Origin of the sequence: Pseudomonas sp. FW305-28 (genome assembly GCF_017351395.1) — a bacterium.
In the GTDB taxonomy this organism is placed as follows: domain Bacteria; phylum Pseudomonadota; class Gammaproteobacteria; order Pseudomonadales; family Pseudomonadaceae; genus Aquipseudomonas; species Aquipseudomonas fluorescens_AA.
On the sequence record NZ_JACNDD010000006.1, the window covers coordinates 36,425 to 51,757 of the forward strand.

The following is a 15,333-nucleotide window of genomic DNA, read 5'->3' on the forward strand; positions in this document are numbered from 1 at the left end:
CACATGATCGGGCGGGCTTTTTTTTAGTCCAGGAAAATCCCCTGTGGGAGCGAGCTTGCTCGCGATGATGGCGGCACATCCCACATCACCGGCTCAGGCAGACCGCTATCGCGAGCAAGCTCGCTCCCACAGGGGTGGCGCCAGCCACAAAAAACGGGGGCCCTGTTTCCAGAGCCCCCGTTTCATTTACCGCCCAGCGATCATGGGTACTGTTGGTAAGTCTGCCCCTGCTGCTGCGGCGCCTCCTGATATTGCTGGCCAGGAATGGCCTTGAGGTTGACCTCGACACGACGGTTTTGCGCGCGGCCATTGACGTCGGCGTTGCTGGCCACCGGATTGTCCGGGCCGGCGCCACGGGCCGAGAGGTTGGCACCGCTCACGCCCTGGGACGTCAGGTAGGTCGCCACGCTCTGGGCACGGCGCTGGGACAGGTCCATGTTGTGCTGGCGGCTGCCGGTGCTGTCGGTGTAACCGACGATCTCGATCTGGTTCTGGTTGAACTCCTTGAGGGAGTTGGCCAGGTTGTTCAGCGGCTGGTAGAAGCTGGACGCGATGTTCGCCGAGTCGGTGGCGAAGGTGATGTTGCCCGGCATGATCAACTTGATCTGGTCGCCCTGGCGCTGTACTTCAACGCCGGTATTGGCCATGCTGGCGCGCAGTTTCTTTTCCTGCTGGTCGGCGTAGTAACCGTAGCCGGCCGCGGAAGCCCCCACCACCGCCGCACCGATCAACGCACCCTTGCCCCGGTTATCGTGACCGATGGCCGCACCGGCCAACGCCCCCGCCAGTGCACCGAGGCCGCCGTACTTGGCGGTTTTGCTCATGCCCGACGATTCGGTAGAGGCCTGGCCCTGGTTGTCATAGGGGTTAGGCGACGCACAGCCGGACAACAAGGCCACAGCAGTAGCGACAACGATCAAGCGACGCGAGGTGAACATGGAATGCTCCTGGTTTTCAGTCTGAAGTGCCAGGGCGTAGGCAATCGACTCTGGCAGGCGTTGGAACGCGGCAATCGTTAAAAATTCCGTCCCGCTGCGTTGCGCTTCGCCCGGCTGCTTCAGAAAAAACCGTCGTCTGGGCGGGTTGCCTCAGCCTTGCGCCAGGCAGCGGCTCACGCCCCTGACAATCATCTCCACTTCCCGCCCATCGATCGTCAGCGGCGGCAGCAGGCGGATGGTCTGGCCCCGGGTGACATTGATCAGCAGGCCGTGGTCCCGGGCGGCGCGAAGGGTCAGGTCGCGGACCGGTTGCTTGAGTTCGATGCCGATCATCAAGCCCTGGCCGCGAATCGCCAAGACATTCGGATTGTCCGCCAGCTCGGTCCGCAGCCGGCTCAGCAATTGTTCGCCCTGGTGCCTGGCGTTACCCACCAGCGCTTGCTCCTCGATGATGTCCAACACTGTGCAACCGACCCGACAGGCCAGCGGATTGCCGCCGAACGTACTGCCATGGCTGCCAGGGGTAAACAGCTCGGCAGCCTTGCCCCGTGCCAGGCAGGCACCGATAGGCACACCGTTGCCCAGGCCTTTGGCCAGGGTCATGACATCCGGCACGATGCCCTCGTGCTGGAACGCGAACCATTGGCCGGTGCGCCCGATGCCGGTCTGGATCTCGTCGAGCATCAACAGCCAGGCGCGCCGACTGCATAACTGCCGCAAGGCCTTGAGGTACCCTGGTGGGGCGAGTTGCACACCGCTCTCACCCTGGATCGGCTCCACCAGCACCGCGACGATGCGTTCGGCGTGAGCCTGTTGAATCTGTTCCAGCGCCGCGAGATCGCCGAACGGCACCTTGATGAAATCCCCCGGCAACCGGTTGTAACCCAGCCGCACGGACGGACCGTCACTGGCGGACATGGTGCCCAAGGTGCGTCCATGGAATGCGTTGTCCATGACCACCACCAAGGGCTGCTCGATACCCTTGTGCCAGCCGTAGAGGCGCGCCAGCTTCAGCGCGGTTTCGTTGGCCTCGGCGCCTGAGTTATTGAAAAACGCCCGCTCCATCCCCGACAGCTGGGTGAGCTTTTGCGCCAGGCGTTGCTGCCAATCGATGCTGTACAGGTTGGAGGTGTGCAACAGCAGGCCGGCCTGCTCGCTGATGGCGGCCACCAGCCGCGGGTGGGAATGGCCGACATTGGTCACCGCCACGCCCGCCACCGCATCGAGGTATTCACGACCGTCCTGATCCCACAGGCGCGTCCCCAAACCATGGGTGAAATTCAGCGCCAGGGGTTGGTAAGTGGTCATCAGGCAGGCAGCGGTCATGGCATCAAGCTCCATCGGGTGGTTTTTTCCAGTATGGTTAGCCACCAAGGCTGGATAAACGCTGCTTTACTTCAATCATTTATAAGCTGAGCTTGATAATGGACCTGTTCCAGGCGATGACCGTTTACGTGAAGGTGGTAGAAACCGGGAGCCTGACGGCGGCGGCCCAGGCGTGCGAAATGTCCACCACCATGGTGGGCAATCATCTTCGTGCCCTGGAGCAACGCCTCGGCGTGCGCCTGATCAACCGTACGACGCGGCGCCAGCGCCTGACCGAATTCGGCTCGGCCTACTACCAGCGCTGTCTGGAAGTACTGGGGCTGGTGGCCGACTCCGAACGCCTGGCCGAACAGACCCAAGGCGAGCCCACTGGCACCCTGCGCATCACCGCACCACTGACCTTCGGTACCGAACGCCTTTCACCGGCGCTGGCCGAATTCAGCCAGCGCTTCGCCCAGGTCAAGCTCGACGTGGTGCTGACCAACCAGCGCCTGGACCTGCTCGACCATGGCTTCGACGTCGCCATCCGCCTCGGCCATCCCGACCCGAAGCTGATTGCCCGTCCGTTGCTGGACTACACCCTGACCATCTGCGCCTCCCCCGCTTACCTGGCCCGGCGCGGCACGCCGGAACAACCGGCGGACCTGCAACGACACGACTGCCTGTCGTTTGCCTATTCGGCAGCAGACGAATGGCGCTTCGCCCAGGATCACTGGCCCATCAACGGGCCGGACGGCGAGATCAAAGTCCCGGTGAACGGACCGATGCTGATCAACAGTTCCTCGGGCCTGCATCGCGCCGCCCTGGCCGGGATGGGCGTGGTGATGCTGCCCGATGCCCTGGTGGCCCAGGACCTGAAGGAGGGGCACTTGGTGGCGTTGCTGCAGGGCTACCAATTGCCCCATCGGCCGATGAGCCTGATGTACGCGCAGGATCGCTACCGCTTGCCGAAACTGCGCAGTTTTGTCGAGTTCGCGCTGGAGAAATGGGGTAAACCCCAAGCCCAACCCGAATGACGACGCAGGAGCTGACGAGTGCAACGAGGCTGCGATCTTTCCCCAGACGCTTGAGTCCCGAGCGAAAGCCCGAAAGATCGCAGCCTTCGGCAGCTCCTACAGGACATCGCCCCCGCTAGTGACCCCGCGCCCCATCAGCTACTCTTCCTCCTTGGACGAGCATTTTGATATCAAGGGTGATGAGGAAACGACGATGGGAGATGCCTCGAACATCGACATGCTGCGGTTCGACCTGTCCGATCTGGACGAAGGCGTACTGCACACCATCCTGGAACTGGTCAGCGATGGCATCTGGGACTGGAATGCCAACACCGGCTTCGTCTACCGCAACCCCGGCTGGTACACGATGCTTGGCTACCTGCCTCATTCACTGGACAACACCGTGCTGACCTGGGAAAGCGTGATCCACCCGGAGGATTACCCACGGGTCATGGCGTTGTTCGACGACTACCTGGAACAACGATCCCACCGCTACCAAGCCGAGTACCGTTGCCGCACGTGCGACGGGTCCTACATCTGGATCGAGGATCGCGGCTACGTGATCGCCCGCAATCCGGACGGCACGGTGGCCCGCATGATCGGCGCCCATCGCAGTATCGACGACAAGAAGCGCCTGTTCGAACAATTGGAACGGCGTAACAAATCCTTGGAAGCCATCATTGAAGAACGCACCCGCGAACTGTCCCGGGTCAACCATCAGTTGCAGCTCCAACTCGACGAAAACCGCAGGCTTGCCGAAACCGATGCCCTGACGCGGGTCGCCAACCGTTATCGCCTGGACCAGGCACTGCCGCTGGCCTGTGAGCGCGCACAGCGTTTCCGCGAGCCGTTGTCGCTGATCGCCATGGACGTCGATGACTTCAAGGACATCAACGATCGCTACGGCCACGCCTTCGGTGACGCAGCGCTGGTGCAAGTGGTACAGAGCGTCAAGCGCTGCGAGCGCGGCAGTGACCTGCTGGTGCGCTGGGGCGGCGACGAATTCATCATGATCTTGCCCAACACCACCCTGGCCGACGCCCGCCTGCTGGCGGAAAGCATTCGTCGTGGCCTGTCCGACCTGCTGCCGGTGGGCGACTTCCAGATCACCATGAGTTTTGGCGTGGTGCAGCGCTTGGAGGATGAACAGCACTCGGCGTTGCTGCACCGGGCAGACCAGGCGCTGTATCGCTCCAAGATGGCGGGCAAGAATGTGATTTGCGAATGAACGGTACCCCGACCTGGTGCATCTTCGACAACACCGCCAGTGGCGCTGCGACCGCCGACGCGTTGCGCTTGATGGGCCTGATGCAAGACGCAAAGCCGTCACCGGCAACAAATGGTCAGTTGCTGCCGGTCCGACCGTGACAACACCGCTCGGGTCCAATAGATTAGGCGACCGGAAAAAAGCTCAATGCCTTTCTCGCCTCATCCCGCTAACAGAAGTAGTGAAATTTCAATGTCCGATTCCAACACCGCTGAATCCGTAGTCACCCTGTCGTCCAAAGCGGAATACGAAAACTCCATCAATCTTTCACAGCATCTGCCCCAGGCCAAAACCATCAGCGAAATGGTCCTCGATGCGTTCCAGTCGAACCGCGAAAGCGACCAGATCCGCGAACTGCGCAACGCCATCCGTCAGGCCCACGATGCCTTCGACGACGACAAGGCCTACGAACTGATGGGCCAGCTCAAACAGCTCAAGGACGCCGAAGCCGCTGACTTCGCGGCCCTGGAAGACCTGAGCAGCCGCTTCCCGATCAGCCGCATCCTCTCCAGCTACAAGGACGACCCATCGTTCCAGGAACTGGTCTACGGCCTGGCCCTGAAAGTACTGAACCAGACCCATCAGGCCATCAGCAACCCAAGCGGCAGCAAGGGCAAGGCCTCGCGCAAGAAGGAAGCCGAAGTGTTTGTCATCAGCAAGGACGGCATCAGCGTCACCCTGCCCCTGCGCACACCACGCTCCAAGCCGAACGTCGACCGCGAAGCCTTCGAGTTCCTGGGCTTCAACTTCGTAGGCGAAGGCGACGAAGCCGAGTTGGAAAGCGAAACCTTCCTGGACAACGACGGCACCGAACAACCGGCCACCCGCAAAGGCATCGTCACTGCGTTGCAACAGCAGAAAGCCTTCGACGGCTACAGCATCGCCCAGCAATAAGCCTCACCCGAGGCCACTGTGGGAGCGAGCTTGTTCGCGATGAAGCCGGCACATTCAGCACTCATGCAGGCTGAACCACCGCCATCGCGAGCAAGCTCGCTCCCACAGGAACATCGGCAGCCCGCAACCCCCATGAAAAAGCCCCGCGCTTCTCTCGAAGGCGGGGCTTTTTCATGGGAGAGATATGAGTTCCTCAAACAGCGCCGAGCCGCTCGACCATGTCTGGAAACTTCTCGACCAACCTGATCAGAAGAGCCGCCTGGGCGTTGGGTTTGGACTTCTCCTGCTCCCAGTTCCTAAGGGTGCCAGGACTGGTCCTGATGCTCTTGGCGAAAACGGCCTGAGACATATGGAGCTTGTCGCGCAACGCCACGATTTCCCGAGCCGACACCTCGGGAACCGGTTTATCCTCGATCGACAGCTGACGAAGGGTGATCTTGCCCTCCCGGTGAGCGGCCATCTCCTCGACGCCTTGTATCATCTCGGCAAACAGATCACGTTTTTTCATAAGGTACCTCGCACTTTCAACTCAGCTTCTATGGCGCGCTTGAGCATCTTCTCTTGCTCGGAGGTCAGGTTTTCCAACTCGTCCTTGCTTATCAGAGATAGCGAACATCCAAAACCGACCAGCATTCATAAGGCAATAACAGATACTCCGCAACCCTTGTGGGAGCGAGCTTGCTCGCGATGAGGCCGTCATATTCAGCACTCATGCAGGCTGAACCACCGCTATCGCGAGCAAGCTCGCTCCCACAGGAACATCGGCAGCCAGGGCAACGTCCATGAAAAAACCCCGCGCTTCTCTCGAAGGCGGGGCTTTTTTTGCAGCATTTGAAGCTTAAGGCGCGTACGTCAGCAGCAGCTCACTCGGCACTTTGAAGTCCAGGGACATCATGACGCTCAGGGCGGTGATGGTGAAGATCGAGAACACGAACAGCTTGCGTGCCCAGACCGTGTCATCCACCGCCTTGTAGCCGGTCCAGGCCATGTACAGCCAGTACATGCCCATGGCGGCGGCGACGGCGAGGTAGCTCATGCCGGCGTAGCCGCTGAAGGTCAGCATCAAGGTCGCCACCAGGAAGGCCAGGATGTAGAGCAGGATGTGCTTCTTGGCCACGCGGATACCGCGCTTGACCGGCAGCACCGGAATCGAGGCCGCCAGGTAGTCGTTGAAGCGGAAGATCGCGATGGCGTAGGAATGCGGCATCTGCCACAGGCTGAACATCACCAGCAGCGTCAGCGCCGCCATGTCGAAGCTGTTGCTCACCGCCACGTAGCCGATCACCGGCGGCATCGCCCCCGACAGGCTGCCCACCAGCGTGCCGTGGACCGACTTGCGCTTGAGGTACAGGCTGTAGAGGCCGACGTAGATGACAAAACCGATCACCGCGAACAACGCCGCCAACGGATTGGCGACCCAATACAGCAGCGCCACCCCGGCCACACCCAGCACCGTGGCGAATGCCAGGGCCAGTTGCACCGGAATCAGGCCTTGGACCAGCGCCCGATTCTTGGTGCGTTCCATCTTGATGTCGATGTCGCGGTCGATGCAGTTGTTGAACACGCAACCGGACGCCACCACCAGGGAAGTGCCGATCATCGCCGCCAGGAAGATGGCCAGATCGACATGCCCTTTCGAGGCCAGGAAAAACCCGCCTGCCACAGAAAGCACGTTACCGAAAATGATCCCCGGCTTGGTGATTTGGATAAAGTGCTTCAGGGACATCCGGACTTTCCTCAGTGCGCCATCATGTTGGTGTGGATGCTGAACATGATCCACAACGACAGGCCAACCAGCAGGACAATCACGATCGCGGCAAAGACAAACGCGACCACGTTGTTACGTTGGGCGGCGGAGCGGTCCAGGTGCAGGAAGTACACCAGGTGCACCAATACCTGGACCACGGCGAAGATCAGGATGATCCACAGGGTCAGGCTCTTGGGCAGCGACGGGTACATCACCAGGCCGAACGGGATGACGGTCAGGATCACCGACAGGATGAAACCGATGGCGTAGGACTTGACGCTGCCGTGGCCGGCGTCATGGCCATCATGGGAATGTGCGTTAGCCATTTACAAGGTCCCCATCAGATAAACAACGGTGAATACGCAGATCCACACCACGTCCAGGAAGTGCCAGAACAGGCTCAGGCAGCTCAGGCGCGTCTTGTTGGTGGCGGTCAGGCCGTTTTTCTGGACCTGATACATCATGATCGCCATCCAGATCAGGCCGCTGGTCACGTGCAGACCGTGGGTGCCGACCAGGGTGAAGAACCCGGACAGGAAGCCACTGCGGCTAGGACCGTAGCCTTCGGCGATCAGGATGTGGAACTCGTTGATCTCCATGGCAATAAAGCCGGCACCGAACAGGAAGGTCATGGCCAGCCAGCCCAGGACCTGGTTTTTCTTGCCCTTGAACAACGCCAGCATGGCGAAGCCGTAGGTGATCGAGCTGAACAGCAGCAGAGCGGTTTCGCCCAGTACGTACGGCAGTTCGAAGATGTCGTGGCCCGACGGGCCACCGGCGACGTTGTTAACCAGCACCGCGTATACCGCGAAGATCGACGCAAACAGAATGCAGTCGGTCATCAGGTAGAGCCAGAAACCGAATACGGTCATCTCGCCCGAGTCGTGGTGATGGTCATCGTGCCCATGGTCATGACCATGGGCGTGTCCAACATTGGTCACTAAGTTCGACATGGTTTAAGCCTGTTCCAACGAGGTTTCAACACGGGTGGCGGTGGCGGGAACTTTCCCGGCCGCTACCAGGCGCTTGTGCTGCTCGGCTTCGATGCGTTCGATGACATCCACCGGCACCATGTAGCCCTGATCGTCACGGGCGGCATGGATCACGAAATACACCACGGTGCCGACCAGGCTGGCGATGGCCAGCCACCAGATGTGCCAGATCATCGCGAAACCGAACACGGTCAACAGCGCGCCCATGACCACACCGGTGGCGGTGTTGTTAGGCATGTGGATCGGCTCGTACTTGGTCGGAGCCTGGTACGCGGTGCCGGCTTCCTTGGCTTCGGTGAACGGGTCGATGACGTCTGCTTTTGGCAGTACGGCAAAGTTGTAGAACGGCGGTGGCGAAGAGGTCGACCATTCCAGGGTATGGGCATTCCACGGGTCGCCGTGTTCGCACATGTTCTCTGGCTTGTTGCGGTCGCGCACGCTGACATACAACTGGATCAACTGGCAGGCGATGCCGACAGCGATCATCACCGCACCGAACATGGCGACGTACAGGTACGGCACCCACTCAGGGTTGGTGGTGGCGTTCAGGCGACGGGTCATACCCATGAAGCCCAGTGCATAGAGCGGCATGAACGCGACAAAGAAGCCGGAGATCCAGAACCAGAACGCAGCCTTGCCCCAACCTTCGTGCAGCTTGAAGCCAAACGCTTTCGGGAAGTAGAACGCAAAGCCGGCGATGTAGCCGAACACGGCGCCGCCGATGATCACGTTATGGAAATGCGCGATCACGAACAGGCTGTTGTGCAGGACGAAGTCAGCACCCGGAATGGCCAGCAGTACACCGGTCATGCCGCCGATGGCGAAGGTCACCATGAAGCCCAGCGTCCACAGCACGTGGCTGGTGAAACGCAGGCGGCCTTGGTAGATGGTGAACAGCCAGTTGAACAGCTTCACACCCGTCGGGATCGAGATCAGCATCGTCGCCAGGCCGAAGAAGGCGTTGACGCTGGCACCCGAACCCATGGTGAAGAAGTGGTGCAGCCAGACCATGAAGCCCAGTACCGAGATCGCGCCGGAAGCGTAGATCATCGAGTGGTGGCCAAACAGCTTCTTGCCGGAGAAGGTCGAGATGACTTCGGAGAAAATCCCGAACGCCGGCAGGATCAGGATGTACACCTCGGGGTGACCCCAGGCCCAGAACAGGTTGACGTACATCATCGGATTTCCACCCAGTTCATTGGTGAAAATGTGGAAATCCATGTAGCGGTCAAGCGTCAGCAAAGCCAGGGTAGCGGTCAGGATCGGGAAGGAAGCGACGATCAGGACGTTGGCCCAGGTGCAGGTCCAGGTGAAGATCGGCATGTCCATCAGCTTCATGCCTGGCGTACGCATCTTCAGTACGGTGGCGAGGAAGTTGACCCCCGTCAGCGTCGTACCCAATCCGGAAAGCTGTAGCGCCCAGATGTAGTAATCCATCCCCACGCCCGGACTGTATTGCAAGCCCGACAGCGGCGGATAGGCCACCCAGCCGGTCTTGGCGAATTCGCCAACGCCCAGGGACAGGTTGATCAGCACCACGCCGGACACCAGCAGCCAGAAGCTCAGGGAGTTCAGGAACGGATAGGCCACGTCACGGGCGCCGATCTGCAGCGGCACTGCAAGGTTCATCAGGCCGGTGAAGAACGGCATCGCCATGAAGATGATCATGATCACACCGTGGGCGGTGAAGATCTGGTCATAGTGTTCAGGCGGCAGGTAGCCAGGCGAACCCTCGGTGGCCATGGCCAACTGGGTACGCATCATGATGGCGTCGGCAAAACCGCGCAGCAGCATGATCATGGCGACGATGATGTACATCACGCCGATTTTCTTGTGGTCGACCGATGTCAGCCACTCGGTCCACAGGTAGGTCCACTTCTTGAAGTAAGTGATGCCTGCAAACAATGCCAGACCACCGAGCGCGATGATGGCGAGGGTCACCATGACAATCGGCTCGTGGAACGGGATCGCTTCCCAACTTAATTTACCAAACATCGTTTACTCCTCTGCCCCGGCAGCTGAATGCGAGCTCATGTCCATCCCTTCCATGTTGTGAGCCACTTCCTTCTCGTTCTTCTCGTGGTGCATCGGCTTGCCCGGATTCATCCCTTCATACTTGTCGATGATGGTCTGGAACAGGTTCGGCGTGACTGACGAGTAGAGTTCGACTGGGTTGTTCTGGCTCGGCTTGGAAAGGGCTTCGTATTCAGCTTTTTCAAGCTGTTTAGGTGCCTTCTTCACATCGTTGACCCAGGCGTCGAATTCTTCCTGGGTGGTGGCGGTCGCTTTGAACTTCATGCCGGTGAAACCCGCGCCGCTGTAGTTGGCGGAGATACCGTCGAGTTCGGCGTTCTGGTTGGCGATCAGGTGCAGCTTGGTCTGCATGCCCGCCATCGCGTAGATCTGGCCGCCCAGGCCCGGGATGAAAAACGAGTTCATCACGGTGTCGGAGGTGACCTTGAAGTTGATCGGCGTGTGGGCCGGGAACACGATCTTGTTGACGGTGGCGATGCCTTGTTCCGGATAGATGAACAGCCATTTCCAGTCCATCGAAACCACTTCAATGGTGATCGGCTTGACGTCCGAATCCAGCGGACGATACGGGTCCAGGGCGTGGGTCGACTTGTAGGTGATGTAACCCAGGGCAATGATGATCAGCACTGGAATCGTCCACACCGCCACTTCGATCTTGGTCGAATGCGACCATTTCGGCGTGTAGGTGGCCTTGGTGTTGGTTGCGCGGTACTTCCAGGCGAACAGGAAGGTCATGACGATGACCGGCACGACGACCAGCAACATCAGCAGTGTGGCGGTGATGATCAGGTTTCGTTCATCCAGGCCGACCTGGCCCTTGGGATCGAGCAAGGTCATGTTGCAGCCTCCCAGCAGCAACGTGCCGAGCAGCGGCAACAAGCCTAGTAATCGGGGGTACCTGTTTTTACTCATCTCACGACCTCTAAAGCAGCTTGCGCAATGCAGTTGGGTTTTGATCGCCAACACTTCACCCTGCCAAGGGTTGGCATTTCTTGGATTGAATAAGGGCTGCCCATCGAACGTCAGCGGCTGTTCGACACATCCCGGGCCAGCAGTGAGTTCTTATTCGTTGGTCAAAAGGCCTAGTTCAAGCCCAATTCCATTTGGTGCGGGTAGTTGGAGGCACCGACACCTGGGGTCGCATGGGGCGCTGGCGCCCTTCGACCACTCTCATGCTCAAGCCTGAGCCGGGTCGGAAAATCGGTGCGGGCGATTGTAGTGAGGTGACGCGCTGTAGACCATGTCTCATCCCGAAATAATTTTTATCCGATCCGGCAACAATCTCTTGCCGATATTGCAACGGGCCAGCATGTTATCGAAATTCATTCTCAACAAGAACCCCAAAAAACGTAGGTCTACTACGCCCGATTTAGACAGCTCGAGAGGATCATCAAGAGGTTTTTTGCCCGACAAGCGCCCAGTTTTCGGGGCCTTCGGCGCCTGACGCGTCGCTGTTAAAAATGCCTGCTGCAGGCGATACGCCAGTTGCGAAACCAGACATTTTTTTGTTACAGGAAAGCGTGCGTTATCTCTCTCGCAAAGGCTGAGCGCCGCAAGATATGTGACAACGTGTCGCACATTGCCGCAGGTCATTCTTGCCTCGGATCAAGGACGCTCCGTCTTGAGCGTGAAACGTAAAACGCCCCGGCTCTCCAGGAGAGAACCGGGGCGTTTCATCGAGGCGTTTCAGCGAAGCGGTTTGCGGTTACGCGACACCAGCAACGGCACCAGCACCACCGTCAACACGAAGGCCACCAGCGCCCATTGCGCCAGGGACAGGCCCAGGATCGGTGGGTAGGGCGTGGAGCAAAAGCCATCGACCTGGAAACCCAGCGGGAAGATCTTCGCCAGCGGCAGGTCATCGACAATCGGTTGCAATACGTCGATGCCGCAACTGACCGCGGGGAAGAACTGGGTGTACACGTGATGCCCTGCCACACCGGCACCGGCCAGGGCACAGAGCACCACCAGGCCTTCGAAGATCGTCAGGCTGCGGCGGGTGCGCATGGCGGCGCCGATGAAGGCGAAGATTGCGATCAGCAACAGCGCATAGCGTTGCAAGATACACAGCGGGCACGGTGCCTCGCCGAGGGCCACCTGCATGTACAGCGCGCCGCCGATCAGCGCCAGGCAGATCAGCCCCAGCAACACCAGATAGCGCCGCTCACGGCCTAGCCGCATCATTTCCTCACTCATTGCGTTTCCCTTTGTCTACATGGATCGACGCGCAGCCTCGCGACACCCGGCGCGCGATCGGATGTACCGAAGTCTACACGCTGACCATGACAGTGAACGAGCAGCGAGCGTCGACATTGGAGGGAATAGACCGCAAGAAGGTTAAGCGGGGATTAATTCTGGCGGTTGGACAGGGATGGGGCTGCTGCCGCTATCGCGAGCAGGCTTGCTCCCACAGTTTTTTGCGGTGCTCACAGGCGTTGTGTCCGCCGCTAATCCCTTGTGGGAGCGAGCTTGCTCGCGATAGCGGTGGGTCAGCTTGCATCGGTTTTGACTGTGCCACCTTCATCGCGAGCAAGCTCGCTCCCACAATTTTTCGGGGCGTTCACTTACATTGCGCACGCCACAAATCCCTTGTGGGAGCGAGCTTGCTCGCGATGAAGGTGGCACAGTCAAAACCGATGCAAGTTGACCCACCGCTATCGCGAGCAGGCTTGCTCCCACAAGTCCTGTCCATGGCATTTATATTCGAGAGGCCGAAAAGGCCCGTATCTCATTCTTTATTGCTCGCTGCCCGACACCCACCTTTCTTCGCAGGAGCTTTGAACATGGTCAATCGTCTTCTCGGCAAATCCCTTCTTGGCTTATTGGCGGCCAGCGCGCTCGCGCCGCTCGCCCAGGCAGCCGACGCCCCCACCTTGAACACCGGCAGCACCGCCTGGATGGTTACTGCCGCGGTGCTGGTGCTGTTTATGTGTCTACCGGGTCTCGCCTTGTTTTACGGCGGTCTGGTGCGGGCGAAAAACATGCTCTCGCTGTTTACCCAGTGCTTCGGCATCGCCGGCCTGGTCGGCGTGCTGTGGGTGATCTATGGCTACAGCATGGTGGTCGACAGCACCGGCATGATTGAGGGGCAGGTGACGTTCAACAGTTTCGTCGGTGGTTTGAACCGGGCGTTTCTGGCGGGCATGACCCCGGAAAGCCTGGTCGGCGACATCCCGGAAGGCGTGTTCGTGACCTTCCAGATGACCTTCGCGATCATCACCCCGGCGCTGATTGCCGGTGCATTCGCCGAGCGCATGAAGTTCTCGGCAGCGCTGTGGTTCATGGCGTTGTGGTTCACCCTGGTGTATGCCCCAGTGGCGCATATGGTTTGGGGTGGTGCGGGCGCTTTGATGCATAACTGGGGCGTTCTCGATTTTGCCGGTGGCACTGCGGTGCATATCAATGCCGGCGTCGCTGCATTGGCGGCGTGCCTGATTCTCGGCAAGCGCAAGGGCTATCAGAACACGCCGATGCCAGCCCACAACCTGAGCCTGACCATGGCCGGCGCGGCGATGCTCTGGGTGGGCTGGTTCGGCTTCAACATCGGTTCCGGTGGCGGTCTCAATGGCACTTCGGGCATTGTCATGCTCAATACGCAACTGGGTGCCTGCGCCGGGGTTCTCGGCTGGATGTTCACCGAGTGGTTCAAGGTCGGCAAGCCGAGTGCTTTGGGCCTGGCCAGCGGTGCCTTGGCCGGTTTGGTCGGCATTACTCCGGCGTGTGCGTATGTGGGCGTCGGCGGCGCGTTGGCCATCGGTCTGCTGTGCGGGGTGTTCTGCTACTTGAGCGTCACGGTGCTGAAGCGCCGCTTCGGGTATGACGACAGCCTTGACGTGTTCGGCTTGCACGGTATCGGCGGAATGATTGGCGCGGTGTTGACCGGCGTGTTCTGCGTGCCGTCCCTGGGCGGGTTGGTGGAAGGCGTGAGCATGGGCGCTCAGGTCGTGGCGCAGATCAAGGGCGTGTTGCTGACGACGGTGTACTGCTTCGCCATCAGTTGGATCATTCTCAAGGTCATCAACGCGGTGATCGGCTTGCGCGCCGATGAGTCGGTGGAGGAGATGGGACTGGACCTGGCCGAGCACAATGAGCGTGCCTACAACCACTGATCGTTACTGTTCAACGACACGGCCCACCTTCGAGTGGGCCGTTTTCGTGGTGCTCAAATCTCAGCCAGATGGCTGGCGGATTTCTGCTCACGGGCCTGGGCCGCACGCTGCAATTGACTGGCGATCAGGGTGTTCTTCAGCAGATAAGCAATGGTCATGGGCCCCACACCTCCCGGAACCGGCGTGATCGCACGGGCGACGGTGCGCGCACTGGCGTAGTCGACATCGCCCACCAGATGGCTGCCGGATTCGTCAGTAACACGATTGATTCCGACATCGATCACCACCGCTCCAGGCTTGAGCCAACTGGCATCGATCAGCCCAGGACGGCCCACTGCCGCGACGACGATATCGGCCAGTCGACACAACGCCGGGGCATCGACGCTGCGTGAGTGCACCACGCTGACCGAACAGTGAGCCTGCAGCAGCAAGGTCGCCATGGGTTTGCCGACGATGTTCGAACGCCCGACGACCACGGCGTGCAAGCCGCTCACATCACCACAGGTTTCGTGCAGCAGGCGCATGCAGCCACTGGGTGTGCAGGGTGTCAGGACGTCGATGCCTTGCACCAGGCCGCCAACGTTTTCGCGATGAAAACCGTCCACGTCCTTGATCGGAGCAATGGCATGGATCACCGCTCCTTCGTCGACATGGACCGGCAATGGCAGCTGCACCAGGATGCCGTTCACCGTGGTATCGGCATTGAGCTGCGCAATCAGTTCCAGTATTTGCACCTGGCTGGCGGTTTCCGGCAGACGGTATTCAAGGGAGCGGATCCCGACGTCCTTGGCCCGCAGTAATTTATTGCGCACATAGACCTCGCTGGCCGGGTCTTCACCAACGAGCAGCACGGCCAGGGCGGGGTAAATCTGCTGTCCGGCCAAGAGCAGAACCTCTTCTCGAACTTCGTCGAGAACCTGGACAGAGATGGCTTTGCCGTCGATAACACGGGCAAGTGCAGGGGGGGTGCTGATCAAAAGAGTCACCGTGGTCTTGATTGATAGGGGGCGAAGTGATCATCGAGGCGTCGT

The 15,333-nt window shown here is 59.9% G+C and carries 16 protein-coding genes; 5 read left to right on the forward strand and 11 right to left on the reverse strand.

Translation table 11 applies throughout. The features are described 5' to 3' along the window. Positions 1-200: 200 nt before the first annotated feature. Both J4E53_RS02840 and J4E53_RS02845 read right to left on the reverse strand, forming a co-directional pair. Positions 201-938, reverse strand: coding sequence for an OmpA family protein (locus J4E53_RS02840; protein ID WP_063324469.1), 738 nt, complete (start codon positions 936-938; stop codon positions 201-203). Positions 939-1,088: 150 nt separating this feature from the next. Continuing rightward, entirely contained in the window at positions 1,089-2,264 is a 1,176-nt protein-coding gene (locus J4E53_RS02845; protein ID WP_103308317.1) for an aspartate aminotransferase family protein, read from the reverse strand. A gap of 98 nt (positions 2,265-2,362) precedes the next feature. Here J4E53_RS02845 and J4E53_RS02850 point away from each other — a divergent pair, with 98 nt between their 5' ends. The 4 genes from J4E53_RS02850 to J4E53_RS02865 all read left to right on the forward strand — a co-directional run bounded on the left by J4E53_RS02850 (position 2,363) and on the right by J4E53_RS02865 (position 5,420). Then, a complete protein-coding gene (locus J4E53_RS02850) occupies positions 2,363-3,280 on the forward strand; it encodes a LysR family transcriptional regulator (protein ID WP_103308303.1) in 918 nt (305 codons plus the stop codon). A 193-nt stretch (positions 3,281-3,473) separates the two neighbouring features. Then, positions 3,474-4,487 carry a sensor domain-containing diguanylate cyclase gene (locus J4E53_RS02855; protein WP_060740736.1) on the forward strand — a complete coding sequence of 338 codons (1,014 nt, stop codon included), beginning with the start codon at positions 3,474-3,476 and terminating at the stop codon, positions 4,485-4,487. Beyond that, positions 4,484-4,627, forward strand: coding sequence for a DUF72 domain-containing protein (locus J4E53_RS02860; protein WP_146042603.1), 144 nt, complete (start codon positions 4,484-4,486; stop codon positions 4,625-4,627). Before J4E53_RS02855 ends, J4E53_RS02860 begins: the two co-directional genes overlap by 4 nt. Positions 4,628-4,718: 91 nt before the next feature. After that, positions 4,719-5,420: a hypothetical protein gene (locus tag J4E53_RS02865; RefSeq protein WP_060740735.1), complete on the forward strand. Its 702-nt coding sequence runs from the start codon at positions 4,719-4,721 to the stop codon at positions 5,418-5,420. 193 nt (positions 5,421-5,613) lie between these two features. Here J4E53_RS02865 and J4E53_RS02870 read toward each other — a convergent pair whose 3' ends face one another. The 8 genes from J4E53_RS02870 to J4E53_RS02905 form a co-directional block, all read right to left on the reverse strand. Beyond that, complete coding sequence (locus J4E53_RS02870; protein ID WP_060740734.1) at positions 5,614-5,928, reverse strand: DNA-binding transcriptional regulator; 315 nt, start codon at positions 5,926-5,928, stop codon at positions 5,614-5,616. Positions 5,929-6,258: 330 nt separating this feature from the next. Beyond that, positions 6,259-7,146, reverse strand: coding sequence for a heme o synthase (cyoE, locus tag J4E53_RS02875; protein WP_003178131.1), 888 nt, complete (start codon positions 7,144-7,146; stop codon positions 6,259-6,261). Between the two features lie 11 nt (positions 7,147-7,157). Next, complete coding sequence (gene cyoD / locus J4E53_RS02880) at positions 7,158-7,493, reverse strand: cytochrome o ubiquinol oxidase subunit IV (protein WP_014340102.1); 336 nt, start codon at positions 7,491-7,493, stop codon at positions 7,158-7,160. Then, positions 7,494-8,120, reverse strand: a complete 627-nt coding sequence (locus tag J4E53_RS02885) for a cytochrome o ubiquinol oxidase subunit III (protein ID WP_103308305.1) — start codon at positions 8,118-8,120, stop codon at positions 7,494-7,496. 3 nt (positions 8,121-8,123) lie between these two features. Beyond that, positions 8,124-10,154 carry a cytochrome o ubiquinol oxidase subunit I gene (cyoB, locus tag J4E53_RS02890; protein ID WP_103308306.1) on the reverse strand — a complete coding sequence of 677 codons (2,031 nt, stop codon included), beginning with the start codon at positions 10,152-10,154 and terminating at the stop codon, positions 8,124-8,126. 3 nt (positions 10,155-10,157) lie between these two features. Continuing rightward, positions 10,158-11,105 (reverse strand): ubiquinol oxidase subunit II, encoded by a 948-nt coding sequence (gene cyoA / locus J4E53_RS02895; RefSeq protein WP_103308307.1) that lies wholly within the window; start codon positions 11,103-11,105, stop codon positions 10,158-10,160. A gap of 333 nt (positions 11,106-11,438) precedes the next feature. After that, positions 11,439-11,786, reverse strand: a complete 348-nt coding sequence (locus J4E53_RS02900; RefSeq protein WP_146042604.1) for a hypothetical protein — start codon at positions 11,784-11,786, stop codon at positions 11,439-11,441. Positions 11,787-11,879: 93 nt separating this feature from the next. After that, on the reverse strand, positions 11,880-12,389 hold the full coding sequence (locus tag J4E53_RS02905; RefSeq protein ID WP_060740730.1) for a disulfide bond formation protein B: 510 nt from the start codon (positions 12,387-12,389) through the stop codon (positions 11,880-11,882). A gap of 587 nt (positions 12,390-12,976) precedes the next feature. Between J4E53_RS02905 and J4E53_RS02910 the strand changes: the two genes are divergently transcribed. After that, complete coding sequence (locus J4E53_RS02910; protein WP_103307843.1) at positions 12,977-14,302, forward strand: ammonium transporter; 1,326 nt, start codon at positions 12,977-12,979, stop codon at positions 14,300-14,302. A 53-nt stretch (positions 14,303-14,355) separates the two neighbouring features. Here the strand turns inward: J4E53_RS02910 and J4E53_RS02915 are convergent, their stop codons facing one another. Next, positions 14,356-15,279, reverse strand: coding sequence for a bifunctional 5,10-methylenetetrahydrofolate dehydrogenase/5,10-methenyltetrahydrofolate cyclohydrolase (locus J4E53_RS02915; RefSeq protein WP_177431664.1), 924 nt, complete (start codon positions 15,277-15,279; stop codon positions 14,356-14,358). Positions 15,280-15,333 lie beyond the last annotated feature (54 nt).